General features: G+C 56.5%; 18 protein-coding genes. 8 read left to right on the top strand and 10 right to left on the bottom strand.

Going from position 1 to position 13,798, the window contains the following annotated elements; genetic code table 11:
* Positions 1-171 precede the first annotated feature (171 nt).
* Positions 172-777, top strand: a complete 606-nt coding sequence (azoR, locus tag KGP22_RS10290) for an FMN-dependent NADH-azoreductase (RefSeq protein WP_008502313.1) — start codon at positions 172-174, stop codon at positions 775-777.
* Positions 778-867: 90 nt separating this feature from the next.
* Positions 868-1,554 carry an RluA family pseudouridine synthase gene (locus KGP22_RS10285; protein WP_223582197.1) on the top strand — a complete coding sequence of 229 codons (687 nt, stop codon included), beginning with the start codon at positions 868-870 and terminating at the stop codon, positions 1,552-1,554.
* Positions 1,555-1,561: 7 nt separating this feature from the next.
* On the opposite strand, the gene KGP22_RS10280 is transcribed toward KGP22_RS10285, so the two are convergent.
* Entirely contained in the window at positions 1,562-2,101 is a 540-nt protein-coding gene (locus KGP22_RS10280; RefSeq protein WP_111964672.1) for a DUF2058 domain-containing protein, read from the bottom strand.
* A 268-nt stretch (positions 2,102-2,369) separates the two neighbouring features.
* Between KGP22_RS10280 and KGP22_RS10275 the strand changes: the two genes are divergently transcribed.
* The 4 genes from KGP22_RS10275 to KGP22_RS10260 all read left to right on the top strand — a co-directional run bounded on the left by KGP22_RS10275 (position 2,370) and on the right by KGP22_RS10260 (position 5,836).
* Positions 2,370-2,891, top strand: a complete 522-nt coding sequence (locus KGP22_RS10275; RefSeq protein WP_111964673.1) for a DUF2778 domain-containing protein — start codon at positions 2,370-2,372, stop codon at positions 2,889-2,891.
* 253 nt (positions 2,892-3,144) lie between these two features.
* The gene (gene tssD / locus KGP22_RS10270) at positions 3,145-3,636 is read left to right on the top strand and encodes a type VI secretion system tube protein TssD (protein WP_111964675.1); all 492 of its coding nucleotides are present in this window, start codon (positions 3,145-3,147) and stop codon (positions 3,634-3,636) included.
* A gap of 173 nt (positions 3,637-3,809) precedes the next feature.
* Positions 3,810-4,784: a DUF1852 domain-containing protein gene (locus KGP22_RS10265; RefSeq protein ID WP_223582195.1), complete on the top strand. Its 975-nt coding sequence runs from the start codon at positions 3,810-3,812 to the stop codon at positions 4,782-4,784.
* Positions 4,785-4,807: 23 nt separating this feature from the next.
* Positions 4,808-5,836: a methionine synthase gene (locus KGP22_RS10260; protein WP_223582193.1), complete on the top strand. Its 1,029-nt coding sequence runs from the start codon at positions 4,808-4,810 to the stop codon at positions 5,834-5,836.
* Positions 5,837-5,841: 5 nt separating this feature from the next.
* On the opposite strand, the gene KGP22_RS10255 is transcribed toward KGP22_RS10260, so the two are convergent.
* Positions 5,842-6,774, bottom strand: a complete 933-nt coding sequence (locus KGP22_RS10255; protein ID WP_223582191.1) for a LysR family transcriptional regulator — start codon at positions 6,772-6,774, stop codon at positions 5,842-5,844.
* Between the two features lie 95 nt (positions 6,775-6,869).
* Here KGP22_RS10255 and KGP22_RS10250 point away from each other — a divergent pair, with 95 nt between their 5' ends.
* Positions 6,870-7,304, top strand: a complete 435-nt coding sequence (locus KGP22_RS10250; protein ID WP_143345074.1) for a DMT family transporter — start codon at positions 6,870-6,872, stop codon at positions 7,302-7,304.
* Positions 7,305-7,307: 3 nt separating this feature from the next.
* Positions 7,308-7,766, top strand: a complete 459-nt coding sequence (locus KGP22_RS10245; protein ID WP_223582189.1) for a DMT family transporter — start codon at positions 7,308-7,310, stop codon at positions 7,764-7,766.
* A gap of 2 nt (positions 7,767-7,768) precedes the next feature.
* Here the strand turns inward: KGP22_RS10245 and KGP22_RS10240 are convergent, their stop codons facing one another.
* From KGP22_RS10240 to KGP22_RS10205, 8 genes are read right to left on the bottom strand one after another with little or no spacing between them, the layout of a single operon-like run.
* Complete coding sequence (locus KGP22_RS10240) at positions 7,769-8,296, bottom strand: DUF3833 domain-containing protein (protein ID WP_111964680.1); 528 nt, start codon at positions 8,294-8,296, stop codon at positions 7,769-7,771.
* Complete coding sequence (locus KGP22_RS10235) at positions 8,293-8,817, bottom strand: hypothetical protein (protein WP_111964681.1); 525 nt, start codon at positions 8,815-8,817, stop codon at positions 8,293-8,295. Before KGP22_RS10235 ends, KGP22_RS10240 begins: the two co-directional genes overlap by 4 nt.
* Positions 8,814-9,299: a DUF2878 domain-containing protein gene (locus tag KGP22_RS10230; protein WP_008502325.1), complete on the bottom strand. Its 486-nt coding sequence runs from the start codon at positions 9,297-9,299 to the stop codon at positions 8,814-8,816. The genes KGP22_RS10235 and KGP22_RS10230 overlap by 4 nt, the downstream gene beginning before the upstream one ends.
* Entirely contained in the window at positions 9,296-10,516 is a 1,221-nt protein-coding gene (locus tag KGP22_RS10225; protein ID WP_223582187.1) for a cyclopropane-fatty-acyl-phospholipid synthase family protein, read from the bottom strand. Before KGP22_RS10225 ends, KGP22_RS10230 begins: the two co-directional genes overlap by 4 nt.
* Positions 10,513-11,235 (bottom strand): DUF1365 domain-containing protein, encoded by a 723-nt coding sequence (locus tag KGP22_RS10220; protein WP_223582185.1) that lies wholly within the window; start codon positions 11,233-11,235, stop codon positions 10,513-10,515. Before KGP22_RS10220 ends, KGP22_RS10225 begins: the two co-directional genes overlap by 4 nt.
* Before the next feature lies 1 nt (position 11,236).
* Entirely contained in the window at positions 11,237-12,496 is a 1,260-nt protein-coding gene (locus KGP22_RS10215; protein ID WP_223582183.1) for an FAD-dependent oxidoreductase, read from the bottom strand.
* Positions 12,493-13,212, bottom strand: a complete 720-nt coding sequence (locus tag KGP22_RS10210) for an SDR family NAD(P)-dependent oxidoreductase (protein ID WP_223582181.1) — start codon at positions 13,210-13,212, stop codon at positions 12,493-12,495. The genes KGP22_RS10215 and KGP22_RS10210 overlap by 4 nt, the downstream gene beginning before the upstream one ends.
* Positions 13,209-13,643 carry a nuclear transport factor 2 family protein gene (locus KGP22_RS10205; protein ID WP_008502330.1) on the bottom strand — a complete coding sequence of 145 codons (435 nt, stop codon included), beginning with the start codon at positions 13,641-13,643 and terminating at the stop codon, positions 13,209-13,211. Before KGP22_RS10205 ends, KGP22_RS10210 begins: the two co-directional genes overlap by 4 nt.
* Positions 13,644-13,798: the final 155 nt, after the last annotated feature.

Genomic DNA, 13,798 nt, shown 5'->3' with positions numbered 1-13,798 from the left:
TCTTTTTAATGATTGCTATAGAGTACCACACTGACGCCTTTCGCGCCTTATTCAAAAAATTCGAACATAGGCTTCGATATATTGCGCTATCTCTATGGCAGGATTGTGAATAGAGTGTCAATAAGCAACGGGGCAACCCCCTTCAATCAAATGCAAAAACAGGAATCACCCATGAGCAAAGTATTAGTTTTGAAATCCAGTATTCTGGCAGGGTACTCTCAGTCTGGTCAGCTGTCTGATTACTTCGTTGAACAGTGGCGTGAACAGCATTCTGCTGACGAAATCACCGTGCGTGACCTGGCTGCAAACCCAATTCCTGTGCTGGATGGCGAGCTGGTTGGCGCGCTGCGCCCAAGCGATGCGCCGCTGAGCCCACGTCAGCAGGAAGCCCTGGCGCTCTCTGACGAGCTGATTGCCGAGCTGCAGGCGCACGACGTTATCGTCATCAACGCCCCAATGTACAACTTCAACATCCCTACCCAGCTGAAGAACTACTTCGACCTGGTGGCACGCGCTGGCGTAACCTTCCGTTACACCGAGAATGGCCCTGAAGGTCTGGTGAAAGGCAAACGTGCGATCGTACTGACCAGCCGTGGCGGCATCCATAAAGACACCCCAACCGACCTGGTTGCGCCGTACCTGAGCCTGTTCCTGGGCTTCATCGGCATCACTGACGTGAACTTCGTGTTCGCGGAAGGCATCGCCTACGGTCCGGAAGTGGCGACCAAAGCGCAGACCGATGCGAAAGCCGCCATCGACAGCCTGGTAGCAGCGTAAGATTTTGCCCTCTCACCGCCCGGTGGGAGGGTTTTTCTTTTCTCCCGCATTTCGTTATCATCCGCTCCCACTCTCCAGCCGGGCGGCCTGATGTCTGCGATTATTGATTCTTTTATTGCCCCACCGTGTCACGATGACATTCAGATCCTCTGGCAGGATGAACATCTGCTGCTGATCGATAAGCCTTCCGGCCTGCTCAGCCTCTCGGGCAAAAATCCGCAAAACCTTGATTCCGTTCACTATCGTCTGGCCCAGACCTTCCCCGGCTGCACGCTGGTACACCGCCTGGACTTCGGCACGTCCGGGCTGATGGTGGTTGCGCGCAATAAGGCCATCAACGCGGCACTGTGCCAGCAGTTCAGCCAGCGTAGCGTGGAGAAAGTCTACAGCGCCCTGCTTTGCGGACATGTGGAAAATGACGAAGGTGTAATCGATGCGCCGATTGCCAAAGACCCGGCGCTGTTCCCGCTGATGTCGATCTGCGCCATCACCGGGAAACCCGCCCGCTCCCGCTATCGGGTGGTGGAACGGTTTTATCAGGAGACGGGACTGCCGTTAACGCGGGTTGAACTTACTCCGGAGACCGGGCGAACCCATCAGCTGCGTATTCACTGCCAGCGGCTGGGGCACCCGATTCTGGGCTGCGATCTGTATGGTGGTCTTGACGTACCGGGCGCTGAAGGAACGCCCCGGCTGATGCTGCATGCCAGCGAGCTGAATTTTATTCATCCCATGAGCGGAGAGCCGGTTAACGCCCGTCACGCCGCCCCGTTCTGAACGCGTTTTACCACATCAAATCGTCAGGGATTTTGAAGTCCGCGTACGGATCGTCTTCGTCCTGCTCTTCCTGGCTGAGCGCGCTGTTTAACACGATGCTGTCGGCATCGCGCTGGGCAATTTTATCGGCCACCACCGCCGGGATAATTGCGTATTCGCAGTCGCCGCTGGCGTTAATCACCAGACGGGCAATCGCCAGACGACCGTTGATCAGCTGAGCCTGGGTTTGCTTGTCGACTTCGATTTTTTTGATCAGATTACCGTCGGTGAAGTTAAAGGTGATGTTGCCTTTCGCCACGGTGATGCGATTCATCTCAATCAGCTGCTTCACCTGCGCCTTAAACTCTTTCGCCATCACGGCCTGCTTCTGCTGCTCGCTCAGCAGCTTGTCACGCTCGATCTGCGCCTTCTTGTTCTCTTCTACCGCTTCCCGAGCCTCACGCGCCTGAACGCGTGATTTCTTTGCCGTGCGCTGCACTTTCGCCGCTTTCTTGCTGCTGACCAGGCCCGCTTTCAGCATCTGCTCTTGTAAGGTGAGTTTTGTCATGATTGTTTCTAAACCGGTTGGAAATTTTGGGGATTATAGCGGGAATTGCGGAGCGTGTGCCAGAGAAGTAGGCATGGCGTTTTGTTGCCTGACCCTTGTTTATTATTTATTCAGCGTTTACTAACGTTACAGCCGCAAAAGAGATTAAAAATTGTCAGGTCATTATCTTAAAAAAAATTAGCAGCGCAGAAATATGATGTGAGTTGAATATCTGTACCCACATCAGGCGTAGGCTGCCTTTGTCTAATTAAAAGACTAAGGAGAAAATATGGCCTTAAAAGGAACAATGCTGCTTAACGGTGCTGACTATGCGCCTTTTAACCTGCACGGCGTTGGCGTGTTTATGGCGCATTCCGGGCAGGGAATTTACAGAAACAATGGATTATGTGGTGCTGTTAAAGGCTCAGGTCCAATTCCTCCAGGGAAATACTGGATTGTTGACAGAGGGACTGGAGGTTTCTTTTCAGGGTTAAAAGCGAAGGTTCAGGATCGGTGGAACAAGGTTAGATCCGGGGCAGAATTTGGCCGCGATGAGTGGTTTGCTTTATACAAGGATGACTGGGGAATCGATGATGGCACCTGGATTGATAACGTCTATCGGGGTTTATTTCGGCTGCATCCGGGTACGCTATCTGAGGGATGTATCACGATTGCCCATGATTCTGATTACGCATTGATCCGCAATGCTCTGATGAGTACGGACCTTATTCAGGTTCCCTGTATGCGTTCACTGATGGCACGCGGCTGGGTTGAGGTGATTGAAAGTGGCTACACCAACACTTGTCCGTAAATGGGGCATCAGGCTATTCAAAACGGTCTGGTTTCTATGCATCAGCATTATAGTAGGCCGCATATTGGGGCCCGCTGAACGCTATCTTGATCATGACGTGGCCTCATTTATATGTGATTTTATTTATGGCGACGTGAATGCTGAAACAATATATGACACATATGCCAATATCGATATTTTAATTGTACTGACCCTCGCGACTATTATTTATCGCTTAACAACACTGCTACTCAATAAAACAAGAAAATAAAGAATGCCAATTCCTCCCTACATGTGGCTAAAAGACGATGGTGGAGCAGATATTAAAGGTTCCGTTGATGTTCAGGACCGTGAAGGTAGCATTGAGATCATAGGGCTGAGTCATGGCCTTAACCTACCGGTAGACAGCGCTAACGGCAAGATCACCGGCACGCGACAACACTCATCCATGCGGATTGAAAAGGAGGTTGATAGCTCCACGCCCTATCTCTATAAAGCAGCATCTACCGGTCAGGCGCTTAAAAGCGCTGAAATCAAGTTCTATCATATTAATGATGCCGGACAGGAAGTCTGTTATTACACCGTGTTGATGGAGAACCTAAAGGTTACTGGTGTTAACTGCAGCGTGCCGAACGTGAAGATCGCTTCTAACGATAAAATAAACCATGTTGAAAGCGTAAGTCTGCAGTACGAAAAAATCACCTGGCGCATTGTCGATGGCAACATCATGCACAGTGACGCCTGGAACGAACGTCCTACAGCATAACGCTAAGGGGCGCGATGCCCCTTATTCTTACTATGCCAGCCTTTGCGCAATCCTGTTCATGAACTTCCCTCATGTTGCAGTGAAATTAAGTCACTTCCCCTGCGCCGCGGGCTCAGGCATAAATTATGCATTGGTAACTTCTTAGCAACATGAACTTAGGATGCATAACCACAATGAGCAAAGCTTTCACATATACCCTTAAGCGCAGTTGCTTCGATGAGAATTACAACCCGTCTGTAAATACGCGTACGACCACCAACTTTGCCAACCTGGCGCGCGGGGAAAAACGTCAGGAAAACTTGCGCAATACGCTGGTGATGATAAACAACCGCTTCAACGCCCTGGCGCGCTGGGATAACCCAAACGCCGATCGCTATGCGGTTGAGCTTGAAATCATCTCTGTCGATTTGAACATTGGCGCGGAAAAGCCATTCCCGGCTATTGAGATACTGCAAACCACTATTGTCGACAAGAAAAACAACCTGCGCATCCCTGGCATCGTCGGGAATAACTTCTCGTCTTACGTGCGGGATTATGATTTCAGCGTCCTGCTGCTGGAGCACAACAAGAACCAGCAGCACTTCAGCATCCCGGAAAAGTTTGGCGAACTGCACGGTAATATTTTCCGCCATTTTGTGCGTTCACCGGAATACAAAGAGAACTTCACAAAAGGACCGGTGATTTGCCTGAGCGTCTCCAGCAAAGATACCTATCGCCGCACCGGCAACCAGCACCCCGTGCTGGGCGTTGAGTATCAGCCGGACGGCGAATCGCTAACGGAGCAGTACTTCGCGAAGATGGGCCTGAGCGTGCGCTACTTTATGCCGGAACACAGCGTGGCGCCGTTCGCCTTCTTCTTCACCGGGGATTTGCTGAGCGACTACACCGATCTCGAACTGATCGCCACCATCAGCACGATGGAGACGTTCCAGAAGATCTATCGCCCGGAGATTTATAACGCCAACTCGGCGGCCGGGCTGTGCTACCGACCGGATCTGAACCAGCAGGATCACTCCTTAACCAAAATTGTGTATGACCGGGAAGAGCGAAGCCGTCTGGCGATTGAACAGGGTCGATTTACCGAAGAATACTTTATTAAGCCTTACAAACACATTCTTGAGCAGTGGTCTGATAACTACACGCTTTAATACATTAAAAAAGGTCTTTTATTATGAAAACATTGCTCCCGACTTCTACCGCTGGCAGCCTGCCAAAGCCGACCTGGCTTGCGCAACCTGAAACGCTGTGGTCACCCTGGAAATTACAGGATCAGGAACTGCTGGCGGGCAAGCAGGATGCGCTGCGCCTGTCTCTGGATGAGCAGATCCGTGCGGGAATCGATATCGTCAGCGACGGGGAACAGACCCGCCAGCACTTCGTCACCACCTTTATTGAACACCTGAGCGGCGTGGATTTTGAGAACCGCCAGACGGTGCGCATTCGTAACCGCTATGACGCCAGCGTGCCGACCGTAGTTTCTGCGGTTGCGCGCCAGAAACCGGTCTTCGTCGACGATGCCAGGTACCTGCGCCAGCTTACGGACAAGCCGATCAAATGGGCCTTGCCGGGGCCGATGACCATGATCGACACCCTTTACGACGCGCACTATAAAAGCCGCGAAAAGCTGGCCTGGGAATTCGCCAAAATCCTCAACCAGGAAGCGCGTGAGTTAGAGGCCGCGGGCGTGGATATTATCCAGTTCGACGAACCGGCGTTTAACGTCTTTTTTGACGAGGTCAACGACTGGGGCATCGCCGCGCTGGAGCGCGCCATTGAAGGGCTGAAGTGCGAGACCGCGGTACACATCTGCTACGGCTACGGCATCAAGGCCAATACCGACTGGAAAAAGACGCTCGGATCCGAGTGGCGCCAGTACGAAGAGGCCTTCCCTAAGCTGCAGACCTCTAACATCGACATCATCTCCCTGGAGTGCCACAACTCACGTGTGCCGATGGATCTGCTGGAGCTGATCCGCGGTAAAAAAGTGATGGTTGGCGCGATTGACGTAGCAACCAACACGGTTGAAACGCCGGAGGAAGTGGCCGATACGCTGCGAAAAGCGCTGCAGTTTGTCGATGCGGACAAGCTTTATCCGTCAACCAACTGCGGCATGGCTCCCCTCTCCCGTCAGGTGGCTAACGGCAAGCTGAAAGCGCTCAGCGCTGGCGCAGAGATTATCCGCAAAGAGCTTGGCGCGTAATCCCCTTACCTTTGCCAGTAAAGCGGCGTGCCAAAACGCTCAACGTAATAATCAATTACCGCCCTGACGTTCAGGGGCGGATGTCGGGCATCAGGATAGATCGCCGCGATCGCCTGCTGTTCCGTATTGATGGCACACTCCAGCGCGGGCAGGAGCGGAATCAGCTCACCGCGCTGGAGCGGCTCGCTCACCAGCCAGTCCGGGAACAGCACGATCCCCATCCCGCCAAGCGCCGCAGCCAGCAGCGCTTCCGCATTATTCGAGGTCATCAAAGGCGTTACGGGATAGTGTCTCCACGCCTCGCCCGCCCTGCGCAACAGCCAGCGGTTAGGCCCTGACGATCCGCGATAGACAAGACAGTGATGGCGATTCAGATCGTCCGGCCCTTCAGGCGCACCGTACTTACGCACGTAGCCAGGCGACGCGGCCAGATGATACACCTGCTGCCCGAACACCCGCGCGTGAAAAGATGAGTCCGTTAGCACGCCAATCCGGAAGATCACGTCGGCGGCATCGCGGTGCGGGTCGATAAAATCATCGGTCAGCGTCAGCTCTACGCTCAGGCGGGGATAGCGTTCCGACAGGCCGGGAAGTCCTGGGGCGATGTGCTTCTGGCCGAAAAACACCGGTCCGTTAATGCGGATCGCACCGGACGGTTCCACCGCACGCGCGTCCAGCTCCCGTCGCGCCTCTTCCAGGTTTTCCGCCATTGACCGGGCGTAGCGGACAAACAGATGACCGCTTTCCGTGGGAATGACGGCCCGCGTATTGCGATAGAAAAGCTGCTGCCCGAGCGCATCCTCAAGCTGGTGGATCACGCGCGATATCTGCGAGGCCGAAATGCCCTGCCGCCGCGCCACGACGGAGAAATTCTGCGCTTCATACACGTCGATGAAGATCAGCAGCGTGCGAATGTTGATATTGCTGGCGTCAACCATTAATGCATGTCCTGCAAAGGTGTTTCCAGCATTATGGCATTTTTCTCATTGCACAACCCACGTAATCTTCTTCGCCTGAAAACGGAGGAAGAAGAATGCAGTTGGTTTTGATTTTACTGGTGATTGCTGGCGGGATGGGCCTCTCCGTCGAGGCGGGGCTGCTGGGACCGCTGGGGGGAAAAGTCGGAGATTTATGGGCGACGTTCAGCATTTTTGGCGTCGGTGCCGCGCTAACCTTTCTGCTGATGCTGTTTTTCAGCCCGCGCAACAGCCCGTCATTTTTCGCACAGCCCGGCTGGCAGCTGCTCGGCGGCGTGCTCGGTCCGGTATACGTGGTCATCCTGACCGTGGCGACACCCACCATCGGCATCGCCATGACGATGATTGGCATTCTGGCCGGCCAGGTCTTTAAAAGCCTGATCATTGACCACTATGGTCTGCTGGGTTCGCCGCACAGGAAGATAAACGCAAAGCGCATTATTGCACTGGGGTTCATTATTGCGGCACTGGTTCTGGTCGCACAGGGGTAACGTATGACACTGATTATGATTCTTCTGGCCGTCTGCGGCGGCGCAACGCTGAGCATTCAGGCCGCCATTAACGGCCAGCTCGGCAGCAGCGTGGGGGTATTTAAAAGCGCGTTTCTGACCTTCTCCGTCGGCGCGCTGGTGACCGCCCTGCTGATTTTCTTCTTTGAGCCTAAGCAGGCCGTCAGCCTGCTGGACGTGCCGAAATGGCAGCTTCTCGGGGCAATGTTTGGCGTGCCTTATATTGTGATTATGGTCGTGGCGGTGCAGCGCATCGGCACCGCCGTCGCCACGGTGGCGGTCATATTCGGCCAGCTCACCATGAGCATGTTGATTGATAACTTTGGCTGGCTGGGTAATGCCGCTATTCCCTTTTCGCCGAGCCGTCTGGGGGCGGTAGTCTGCCTGGGGATTGCTCTCTGGTTCATCTACTCGAGCAGTAAAATTCACAGCCCCCGCGACTAGACTCATGTCTTACGGGTAAAGAACAGCGTTACCGTGGCGACGGTGACGCCCAGCTTCTTCATCTCGGTTTTATTAAACAGATGGTTCTCATCCTGCAGGTACATCCAGTCGTCAAAGTTCAGTAGCCAGGTGCTGCCGTTGGCCTTCACGTTCATGCTGTAATGCCAGTTGAACGCGTTGCCTGCGGCCTGCCCCGTCGCCACCCCTTCGATATCCCCCGCCGTGCCCTCGTAGCGATCGTTCCCCAGGCGCCGGATATGCCAGACCCGTTGCTGCTTCTCACCGTCGTCATAAACGAAGTGCTCGTTGAGCGTCAGCGTATCGCCAATCACATCCCCGGCAATCTCAACGTGAAAGCGACGGATCTGCTTGCCGCTGCGATCCTGCACCATCCCCCACGCTTCAGTTTTACCCTGGAAGTAGTGGAAGATATCCAGCCGCGGCTGCTGCTGGCGGTACTCGGTCACCTCCGTGCTACAGCCCGCCAGAAGCATCGTCAATGCCAGCGCCATCATCAGGAAACGTTTCATTTTTGGCCTCCGATTAACTGCTGACGCAGTTTAGGGTATTGCGTGCGGGGATCGAGCCAGATGGCCAGAAAGCGGGTGCTGAACGCTTCTGACTGGCGTGGTCCCAGGGGAATAAAGGTTTTCTGAAGGGTCGGATCGCGATACCAGAACTGCCCCTGCTTATCGTTGAGAACAAACGCCAGCTGTGAGCCCTGTCGGACATCAGGCCACAGCGCCTGGAGCATCCGCAGCCAGGCTTCGCTTTGCGCTTCCTGCGCCAGGATACCCTGCGCCTGCCACTGGTCGCGGGTCGCCTCGACCAGTTCATCGCGATCGATGTCGCGCGCATAGGTAATAATCAGCGCCTGATCCTGGTCCTCCCGACCGTAACGCCCATCCGGAGTACGCAACTGGGAGGTATAGACCGTGAACGGCCCCCAGGTAAGCGTGGCGTCGCCCACCTTCCGCCACGCCAGCCAGTCGGCGGCCTGGGCAACGGGAACAACCAGCGTCAGACAAAGCAGCAAAAATGCAGCTCTCATTTTTGTCTCCCCATCAGCAGGTGGAAAAACAGCATCAATACCAGCCACCCCGGCGCCATCCAGCTGACGACGATAAAGGTTGGCTCCAGAAACGTTATGGCACCCAGCCGCTCGCCAATCAGGTACGCCACCGGCCCTCCCACGGCGGCCAGCAGGGTGAGCAGCCAGCCGGGCAACGTGGTGGTGCGCGTAAGCTGCGTCCAGACGGTGGCGAACATCAGCCATAATGCCACCATCCATAGCGGCATCAGGGCATCACCCGTGAAGGCGATCAGCCCCGTCAGCGCCCAGAGCGTATCCAGCAAACTGCCCGCCGCGGCCAGCCCAATGGCGTAAAAACGATATACAGACGGCAAGAGCAGGCACGCCAGGATCGCCAGCCCGAGCCAGATAATCAGGCCCTGTTCGCGAAAGAGCACCACCAGCGCCCAGTAGAGATCGAACGCGACGGCCAGCAGGAAGACCTGAAGATATCGTCTCATACGCGCTCTGCGGTCAGCTGCACCACGCTAATGGTGCGGGCGTTAAACCCGGCTTCACAGTAGCCAAAGTAATAAAGCCACATGCGGCGGAACCGGTCATCAAAGCCGAGCTTTTCAATCTCCTGCCAGGCGTGGACAAAGCGCTGCCGCCAGTGCGCCAGCGTGCGGGCGTAGTCCGGCCCCATGTCGAAGAGATTGCGCACCACGAAATCGGTGTGGCGCGTCATCAGCTCGTTCATCGCGGTGATGCTCGGCAGGAAGCCGCCGGGGAAAATGTAGCGCTGAATAAAATCGACGCTTTTGCTGTAGTCGCGATAGCGCTGGTCCTGAATGGTGATGGCCTGAATCGCCATTCGTCCCCCCGGGCGCAGCCGCGCCTGACAGGTCCGGAAGAATGTAGGCAGATAGCGTTGCCCGACGGCTTCAATCATCTCTATTGAGACCAGCTTGTCGTACTGCCCGGTGAGGTCGCGATAGTCGCAGAGCAGCACCTCAACACGATCCTGCAACCCGGCGCGGGCGATCCGCTCGGTTGCCCAGACGTATTGCTCCTGCGACAGCGTGGTGGTAGTCACCCGACAGCCATAATGACGGGCCGCGTATTCCGCCATCGCCCCCCAGCCGGTGCCGATTTCCAGCAGGTGGTCGGCCTCGCTAAGCGCCAGCTGGTCGCACAGGCGCGCCATTTTGGCCTGCTGAGCCGTCGTGAGATCCTGCTCGTCTGCGGTAAAGAGCGCGCTGGAGTAAAGCAGTTCCCTGTCCAGAAAATGGGCATAGAAGGTGTTGCCCAGGTCGTAGTGGGCGGCAATATTTTCACGCGCCTGCGCGCGGGAGTTACGCCGCGTCCAGTGGCGCAAACGCTCCAGCGGTCGGCCAAGCAGCCGGAACCCTTTCTCAAGACGGCCAAGCACCTCGCCGTTGAGCGCCAGCAGTTCCAGAAGCGGCGTAAGGTGGGTGGTTTCCCATTCGCCGTCCATCCAGGCTTCTGCGGCAGCAAGGCTACCGCCCGTTAAGACGCGCCAGTATACGCCGGGCGTGAGGATTTGTACGTCGGCGTGCAGCGCGGAGGATGTCTCGCCAAAATGGAAGGTCTGCGCCCCTTCACGCAGGGTGAGCGAGCCGCCGCGGATACCGCTTAACAGACGAAAAAGCAGCCAGCGCGCGATGCGCACGTTGCGCGGGATATCGGGTTCTAACGCAAAGACGGGATCGGTCATGAGCGTTCACTCCTGCTGACGGGGTGGTTATACAGCGGCACGCGCTTGAGCCAGAGCCGCAGCGCCTGCCAGTAAATGGCAAAAACGGTTTTCAGGGTCATGAGCGGGATACGCACCAAAAGCCCACGCAGCGCGGGGCGCGTCAAAGGCTCCCGGCGCAGCGCCAGCGTGGCGTCAAAGACCTTCGCTTCCTGATGATTTTCAATGTGCATATGCAGCGTGTTATCCGGGTCGTTAAAGCGCCAGTGGTAGATCATGTCCATTGGATTGAAGGGGGAAACGTGAAACGCTTTTTCCGTGGGCTGTACATTCTGTCCGTTGACGGCATAGTAATGACGTTCATTCCACGGCGTGTTGCGGACCTCCGCCAGCACCCAGCGCAGCGTCTCCTTCTCGTCATAGCAGTAGTAAAAGTTGACCGGATTGAAATGAAAGCCGAAATAGCGCAGCTGCGTCAGGAGCATGACCCGCCCGTCCGGACGTTCTCCGGTCAGGCTCTCCAGCCTGCTGAGCACGTTCTCCTTAAGCGGCGTGCCGAGCGGATAGTCCGAGTCGTGGAACGAGGCGGCGGCAAAGCGATTGTGCCGTACGCCGACGGACGGCAGCAGCGGCAGTTCATCGAGATCCAGCCAGGCCATAAAGACGCTGTAGCTGAATTCGTGTTTTTTCGGCTGGAGGCGGCGGTGGCGTAATACGCCGTGGTAGAGGCAGCTGTTCATCTCACTTCCCCTCTCCGGCCGCTATCGCATTGACCACGTCCAGCGCACTGCGCACGCCATCCTCATGAAAACCGTTGTACCAGTAGGCCCCGCAGTACCAGCTCCGGTTATGACCGTTGATCTCGCCGCGCCGCGCCTGCGCCCGCCAGCTTTGCGGATTAAACAGCGGATGTTCATAAACGAAGCGTTGCAGAACGAAGCGTTCATCTACCGGCACGTCAGGGTTCAGGGTGACGCAGAAAAGCGGGCTGCCCGCAGGCAGCCCCTGCAGAATGTTCATGTTGTAGGTAACACAGGCGCTCGCCTGCTCCTGCGCGCTCAGGCGGTAGTTCCAGCTCGCCCACGCGCGCGGCCGCACCGGCAGCCAGCGCGGGTCGCTGTGCAACACGACCTCGTTGCGCTGCCAGCCGATATCGCCCAGCACCTCGCGCTCTGCGGTGGTCGGGTCGTCAAGCATGGCCAGCGCCTGAGCGGAGTGGCAGGCAAATATCACCCGATCGAAAGTATGGCTGCCGTTTTCGAGCTGGAGCGTGACCCCGCGCTCGTGGCGGCTCACCCGCTGAACCGGCGTATTGAGATGCAGCGTCAGCCGATCGCCCAGTTTGTCCAGCATCGCGCGGATATACTCTCGCGAGCCGCCCGGCACCACGTACCACTGCGGGCGATGGGTGATATCCAGCAGCCCGTGATTCTGGAAGAAACGTAAGAAAAGCGGCAGCGGGAAGCGCTTCATCTCCTGCAGCGAGGATGACCAGATGGCGGCTCCCATCGGCAAAATATAGTGGCGCGCAAAAAACGGCGTAAAGCCGTGCTGGTCCAGAAAGGTCTGCAGCGTGGCGTTCGGGTCCACCATCCCGTCCAGCGCCTGTTTTGCCAGACGATTGAAGCGGACGATCTCGCCAAGCAGACGCCAGAACGCCGGATTCACCAGGTTGCGGCGCTGGGCAAACAGCGACGTCAGGGTGTGACCGTTGTACTCCAGCCCCGTTTCGGGGTTGTGTACCGAAAAGCTCATCTGCGTTTTTTGCCCGCTGATGCCCAGCTCGCTGAGCAGGCCCATAAAGCGCGGATAGGTGCGGTCGTTGTAGACGATAAAACCGGTATCGATCGCGTATGTGCCCTGGGGCGTCGTCACGTCAACCGTTGCGGTATGGCCGCCCGGTGTGGATCCCGCTTCAAACAGGGTCACCTGATGATGCCCGGCCAGGCGCCAGGCGCAGGTCAGCCCGGCAATGCCGCTGCCGATAATCGCAATGTTCATGAACGCACCATCCTGCGCAGCAGCGCGCGCTGTAGAAACGCAGGCAGCCCGGAGAGCAGCCGCAAAATGAAGCCAAACCCGGACGGAAACGCGATGTGCATTTTCCCGGCCGCCAGACCGATACGGATCGCCTTCACCGCCTCGTCGACGGTCACCCTGCCCGGCATGGCAAAATCGTTTTTTTGCGTCAGGGGCGTATCGACAAAGCCCGGGGAAACAACCGTCACGGCAATGCCTTTTGGCTCCCAGTCCAGGCGCAGGCTTTCGGCAAACCAGCTCAGCGCGACTTTGGACGCGCCATAGGCCTCTGCACGCGGGAAGGGAAGCCAGTGGGCTATCGAGCTCACCAGCACCACGCGGTTACCGGCAACCAGCTGCGGCTGTAGCGCCTCAAGGCAGTTCACCGGCCCGAGGAAATTAGTGTTCATGACCCGCTCTACCAGCGCCGCGTCCACCACGCCCTGGTCGAGATATTCGCAGGTACCGGCGCAGAGAATAATCAGATCGGCGTAACTGCCGGTCAGCGCCTGGCGACAGGCGTCCCGGTCCGTCATATCGAACAGACGAACGGTGAGATTGGGGCAGGTCTGATGCAGTGCTTCCAGACGCGCCGGATCGCGCCCGCAGGCAATCACATGGTAGCCGTCAGCGGCAAAGGATTTTGCCAGCCCGGCGCCAATGCCCGAGCTTGCGCCGGTAATCAACACCGTCTTCATGATTTAACTCTCCGCTTCACGCCGCGTACCGCCCAGCCCAGCAGAGGGAGATGTTCGTAGATCATCTCTCCCGCATCGTAGTAGTCGCGCTGGTGCGTGATGAGATCGTTTTCCGTCTCCACCACCGAGCACCCCGGCAGATCGAGCGGCTCACCTCCGGCAATGCGCGGATGCGACCAGTGCATCACCCAGGTGACAACAAACCGGTTCCCACTGCACAGCGGCGGATCGATAGAAAAACGGCAATTCTCGACGTTGGCCAGCAAATGGGTGAAATAGCGCTGAAGCGCAAAGATACCGTCATGCTCGCCGAACGGATCTACAAGCGTGGCATTTGAATGGTAAAGCCCGACCAGCGCGGACGGCGGCTGGCTATCCAGTGCGGCGTAGTACTCAACAAACCGACTCACGACAGAGGGCAAAGTGCTCATGGGTCACATCCTGGCTGTAAACAACGTGGCGTAATCGCATACTTAAAACTTACACAATTAACGTTATTTGTCCAAGTTTGTGCAAAATTATTTTCTATTACTTATAAATATCAACAATTTGATAACTCAATCATTTGACGTTTTTGTATGCCGGG

The organism is Enterobacter sp. JBIWA005 (assembly GCF_019968805.1).
Lineage (GTDB): Bacteria > Pseudomonadota > Gammaproteobacteria > Enterobacterales > Enterobacteriaceae > Enterobacter > Enterobacter vonholyi.
This window is presented reverse-complemented; position numbering and strand designations above follow the sequence as displayed.